Raw genomic sequence first — 5383 nt, 5'->3', positions numbered from 1 at the left:
ACTGACGGCCACGATCTCGGCGAACCGCACTGGCAGATCATGAATGACGGCAGGCTATTTTTCTCCGTGAAAAAGAGCGAGAGTGGCAAAGGCCATCCCGATAAGCACATCTTCTACTCCCCAGTGATCTGGAGCCCCGCGCAAAGCGGCCAGTGGGTCATGATCGCCACGGTGTATGATCCTGATGGCAAACAAGTGACACACTATTTCAATGGTAAACCGATTAGCCGCGAAGCGATCCCTGACAACTACCTGGTGGACCGGGTGTACATCGGCGCGGCCTCCATCGGCAATTGGAGCGAACCCGCCTATCGCAAAGACCCTGAGTTTGCTGTGCGCAATCTCAATGGCAGCATGGACGAGTTTCTCCTCTTCAACGCCGCCCTGCTTGCCGACGAGATCTCCAGGATCTACGAAAACGGTAAACCGTGACGGCGATGATAAAGCTGCTGCGAAAGTTCGCCGGGGGCGGCAGCGGCGTAAAGTGCTTCGTCGGCAACGATACGGCCAACGCACGCCTGGCAGGCCCCGGCTCCACGCGCTGAGTGGGCGGACTGCCACAACCTGGCCTCGTCCTGCCGCCCCGGGCTTTGCGTCTGCCCGCTCGGCCACGGCACGGCCGCAAAAAAGCGTGTTAGCTTTTCCGCTTTGCGGCAGTGTTGGGGGAAAGTCATGACTGAACACGAACCCGCCCCCAATCCACAGGAAGACGCCCGCTATGAGGTCTTCGTGAAAAAATTCGCCCATTTTGAGGCGGATGTGCGGCGCTTTGTGCGGTCGCTACTGCCGAACTGGACGGACGCGGACGAGGTGGTGCAGCAGACGGCGATTGTGATGTGGCGTAAGTTTGACCAGTACGATCCGGAGACGCATTTCATGAAGTGGGCCTGCGTGATCGCCCGCTTCGAGGCGCTGGCCTACCGGCGGAAGATGGCGCGGGACCGACTGGTGTTTCGGGAGGACGTCCTGGAACTGATGGCGGACGAAGGGGTGGAGGAAATCGATCAACGGGATGCGGAACACGCGGCGCTGGAGTCCTGCATGAGCGACCTGCCGGAGAAAAGCCGGCAACTGCTGACCCTGGCCTACACGCAGGGCGTGAAGGTGAAGGAACTGGCGGAGGAGGCGGGCTCTTCCGCCGAGGCGTTTTACATGCGGCTGAACCGGCTTCGGCGACAACTGATGACCTGTGTGGAGTCGAAACTGCAACAACCGGGACACGCATGAATATGGAGCCCACCCAATTCAAACATCTGTCCGCTGAAGAGCAGGACTGGCTGGACGCCTACCTCAATGGTACAATTGAGCGCGAGGCCTTCGAAGCCTTGCAGGAACGAATGCTGGAGCGGCCGGCACTGCGTGCGATCATGCGCCGCTACCTGGCGCTGGATCATCATTTGCAGAACGATCTGACGGCTGCGAATGCGACGACCGAACCTTGGCTCGCGGCGGAAGCCCCACTGAACGTGGTGAAGCCAAAGCGACAACAACGCTGGCTGAGTGGTTGGGCACCGATGGCCGCCGCTGCGGCGCTGGCGTTCTTTTTCGGCCTCGCGATCATGCACTGGGGTACACCCGCAACGCAGGGACCGGAGGGCTTTGAGACAGCGGCTGGAGAGCAGCCGTCCGCGCGTGGCTTTGCCGTGGTGGGTCGCTTGTTTGATGCGACGTGGCCTGATCAGGGGACGCAGCATCGGGAGGGCGACACGCTGGAAGCTGAGGTGTTCCGCTTAGCGGCTGGCACGGCGGAAATTCAGTTCTTCTGCGGCGCCACGATGACGGTGGAAGGCCCTGCGGAGATCGCTTTGAAGTCGGCCTGGGAGGCTTCATGCAACGAGGGCGCGGTGCGGGTGCGCGTTCCGCCTGCGGCACGCGGCTTCAAGCTGCATGCGCCCTCGACGGAGATCGTGGATCTGGGCACGGAGTTCGGCCTATCGGTGCGCGGTGGCAAGGAACAGGTCGAGGTCTTCGATGGCAAAATCGCGCTGCAGCGTGATGGCGATGACCGCAGCATTTTGAACAAAGGTGGCGCACTCGGCTTGAACGCCAGCGGTGCCCCCATTCCCACCGCAGCAGGCGCGGTGGCGTTTCCAGATGCGGATCGCAATGGCAGCCGGGCAGCGGTTCAGCGTGCGACGGACTTTGAGCATTGGACGACGCATCGCGACGCGCTGGCCCAGGACCCGCGACTGCTGCTGTATTACACGTTTGAGCGCGACAAGATCGGCGGCTTGATTCCCAATCTCGCCACCCCGCGCAATCCAGAACTCGACGGTGCCGTGGTGCTGGCGGAGCCGGTGGATGGCCGCTGGCAGGGGCTGAAATCCGCGCTGGAATTTCGCCGCCCAGGCTCTCGGGTGCGGGTGAATGTTCCGGGCGAATTTGCGGCCTTCACCTTCGCCGCCTGGGTGCGGATCGACAGCCTAGACCGCTGGTACAACGCCCTGTTCATGGCGGACAGCTACGAGACCGGCGAGCCGCATTGGCAGATCCAAAACGATGGCAAAATGATTCTCTCGGTGATGGTGGACGATGCGCGCCCGGACCCCAAGGCCAAAGATGGTGCCACCATGCGCTTTCAGCACCTCTACTACTCGCCGCCGATGTGGGATCAGTCGATGAGCGGCCAGTGGATGCATGTGGCGTCCGTCTTTGATCCGGTGAACGCCCAGGTCTCACATTACGTGAACGGCAAACGCATTTCGCGTGAGAAGATCCTGCCGAAATTCATGATCAAGACGCTGCGCATTGGCAATGCCGAGGCCGGCAATTGGGGCCAGCCTTTCCGCGAAGACCCCACCTTTGCCATCCGCAATCTGAACGGCCGCATGGACGAACTCGCCGTCTTCAAAGTCGCGCTGGGCGATGATGAGATCGCCCGGCTGTTTGAGCAGAGCCGTGCGCAGCAGCGCTGAGCGCCGAAGACACACCCATCTATATGAAAACAGTGATATACCTTCTCCTTGCCTGCGCCGTGCCGTGCAGCGGTGCGCAACCCTTGCCAGTTTCTGATCCCCACAATGCAGGTGGTTGGGTTATTAATGAACCAGTGAGCGATGAGTTTGACGGCACCACGCTTGATCTTGAGAAGTGGAAAAATCTCGGGCTGAACGGCGACTTTTACGGCGAATGGAAGGGCCGCGCGCCTTCCCAATACAACCCCGCCAATGTGAGTGTGGGCGGCGGCTTTCTGACCATCGCTTGCAAATGGGAGCCCGGATTTTCGTTCGCGGATGCCAAAGGCAGCAACGGCATCTCGTATGGAAAACCAGCCCCTGTTACGACCGCCGCGATCATCACGAAAGCTCGGTTCAAATACGGCTATCTGGAAATGCGCTGCAAGGCGGCAGACGGGCCGGTCTCCAGCTCGTTTTGGACCACTGGAAACGGGGGCGAGATCGACGTGTTTGAACACTTTGGCCACAATCCCGGCAAGCCATATTCCGACTCACGGTTTCATGCTTCTTTTCACGACTGGCGCAAGGGCTCGCCAACAATTGGGAAGCGCATTTGGACCAACGATCATCAGCTCGACTTCCGAGTGGCGGATGATTTTCACGTCTATGGTGTCGAGTGGGCGGAGACGTTCGTGAAGGTGTTCGTCGATGGCCGAATGGTGAACTGCGTCACGAAGGAGGAGATGGGCGACAAATGGGTGGCGACCAACGAGCAAAAGGTGTGGATCGACTCGGAGACTTTCGACTGGGAGGTGAAGCCGGACGCATTGAAAGCCGCCGACTTCGGCGATGGGCGGAAATTCATCGTCGATTACTGTCGTATCTGGCAACGCACCGGCGGTAGCACCGCTTGCGAACCGAGGCTCAATCTGATCGCCAATCCAGGCTTTGAAGCAGACCTAGAATCATGGACCGGTCCCGCCACGATGGCCGACAAGCCGCGCTCTGGCCAACAGGCTGCGCTGGTGGCGGCGAAAACCCAGATTGAGCAGAGCGTCACGGTGAAACCAAACACCACCTACATCCTCTCTGCCTGGGTGAAGTCACCCGCCGCCGACATCTCCAAAGTCTGGATCAACTGCAAACTCGGCGTGCGAATTGTCGGACGGGAGGAGCGCACCACGCAGTTCTTCCTCCCTTCCCTGCACTGCAAAAGTCTCCAATTCACCACCGGCCCCACGGACCGCACCGCAGTCATCTTTTTCCACAACCAGTCCCCCAACCTGCGTGCCGTGGCGGATGACATCTCGCTCGTGGAAGCAGCGAAGCCCTAGCTGAATTGGGTGACAAAAAGTCGGTTTTTTTGGAATAATTTTGTCATGGGTTGCTCAAACATCATACAACAACTCAATAACCTTCATTAATTCAGAGAAACCCAGTTTTTGACATGGCTATCGCACCTCCTTCAGCCGAGTCCGCCACTCGTGAACGTTATGCCGCCGCCGCGAAGGCTCCCGAGGCAGCGCTGTGCTGCCCGGTGAATTATGATCCGCAGTATTTGAAGGCGATCCCCGCCGAGGTGATCGAGAAAGACTATGGCTGCGGCGATCCCTCGAAGCACCTGCATCCGGGCGAGACAGTGCTCGACCTCGGCAGCGGCACGGGCAAAATTTGTTTTATCGCGTCACAAGTGGTGGGCCCCACGGGCCGGGTGATCGGGGTGGACATGACAGATGACATGCTGGAGGTCGCCCGGCGCAATGCGCCAATCGTCGCGGAGAAAATCGGCCATGCGAATGTCGAATTCCGCAAAGGGCGTATCCAGGATCTGGCGCTCGATCTGGAAGCGCTGGATCAGGAATTAAAGAGACAGCCCATCGCCGACGCGGCCTCCTATGTGGCGGCGGATGATCTCGCCGCCGATCTGCGAGTGAAGCGCCCGCTTGTCGCCACGGAGTCGGTGGATGTGGTTGTTTCGAACTGCGTTTTGAATCTCGTGGAGACACGCATGAAGCGGCAGCTCTTTGATGAAATTTTCCGTGTGCTGAAACGCGGTGGACGCGCCGTCATCTCCGACATTGTGAGTGATGAAGTGGTGCCCGAGTCGATGCAGCGTGATCCCATTCTATGGAGCGGCTGCATCAGCGGCGCTTATACCGAGGAAGGCTTTCTTGAGGCTTTTGCCGAGGCCGGATTTTACGGCATCGAGATTGTGAAGCGCGATGATGTGCCGTGGCAGACGGTGGAGGGCTACGAATTCCGCAGCGTGACCATTCAGGCATGGAAGGGCAAGCAGGGGCCGTGTTTCGAACGCCATCAGGCCGTCATCTATAAAGGGCCGTTTCTCAAGGTGCTGGATGATGACGGTCACGCGCTGGAGCGCGGCAAGCGCTACGCGGTGTGTGACAAAACCTTCCAGCTTTACCAACAGCCGCCGTATCGCGATCACTTCGCCTTGATTGAACCGCGTGTGCAGGTCCCGCTCG

The 5383-nt window shown here is 59.6% G+C and carries 5 protein-coding genes; all 5 read left to right on the top strand.

Features of this window, described 5'->3' with window-relative positions; all coding sequences use genetic code 11:
• The coding region (locus tag PSV43_RS02510; protein WP_345784645.1) for a LamG-like jellyroll fold domain-containing protein at positions 1-432 on the top strand (432 nt) is incomplete at its 5' end.
• Between the two features lie 240 nt (positions 433-672).
• Positions 673-1227 (top strand): sigma-70 family RNA polymerase sigma factor, encoded by a 555-nt coding sequence (locus PSV43_RS02505; protein WP_300193437.1) that lies wholly within the window; start codon positions 673-675, stop codon positions 1225-1227.
• Between the two features lie 2 nt (positions 1228-1229).
• Positions 1230-2915, top strand: a complete 1686-nt coding sequence (locus PSV43_RS02500; protein ID WP_300193435.1) for a LamG-like jellyroll fold domain-containing protein — start codon at positions 1230-1232, stop codon at positions 2913-2915.
• Positions 2916-3049: 134 nt separating this feature from the next.
• A complete protein-coding gene (locus PSV43_RS02495) occupies positions 3050-4231 on the top strand; it encodes a family 16 glycosylhydrolase (RefSeq protein ID WP_300193433.1) in 1182 nt (393 codons plus the stop codon).
• Between the two features lie 113 nt (positions 4232-4344).
• Positions 4345-5383: methyltransferase domain-containing protein (locus PSV43_RS02490; RefSeq protein WP_300193430.1), on the top strand; the 1039-nt coding region annotated here is incomplete at its 3' end.

Origin of the sequence: Prosthecobacter sp. (genome assembly GCF_029946185.1) — a bacterium.
In the GTDB taxonomy this organism is placed as follows: Bacteria; Verrucomicrobiota; Verrucomicrobiia; order Verrucomicrobiales; family Verrucomicrobiaceae; genus Prosthecobacter.
Note: the sequence above shows the minus strand (reverse complement) of the source record. Positions and strands in the feature narration are given on the sequence as shown.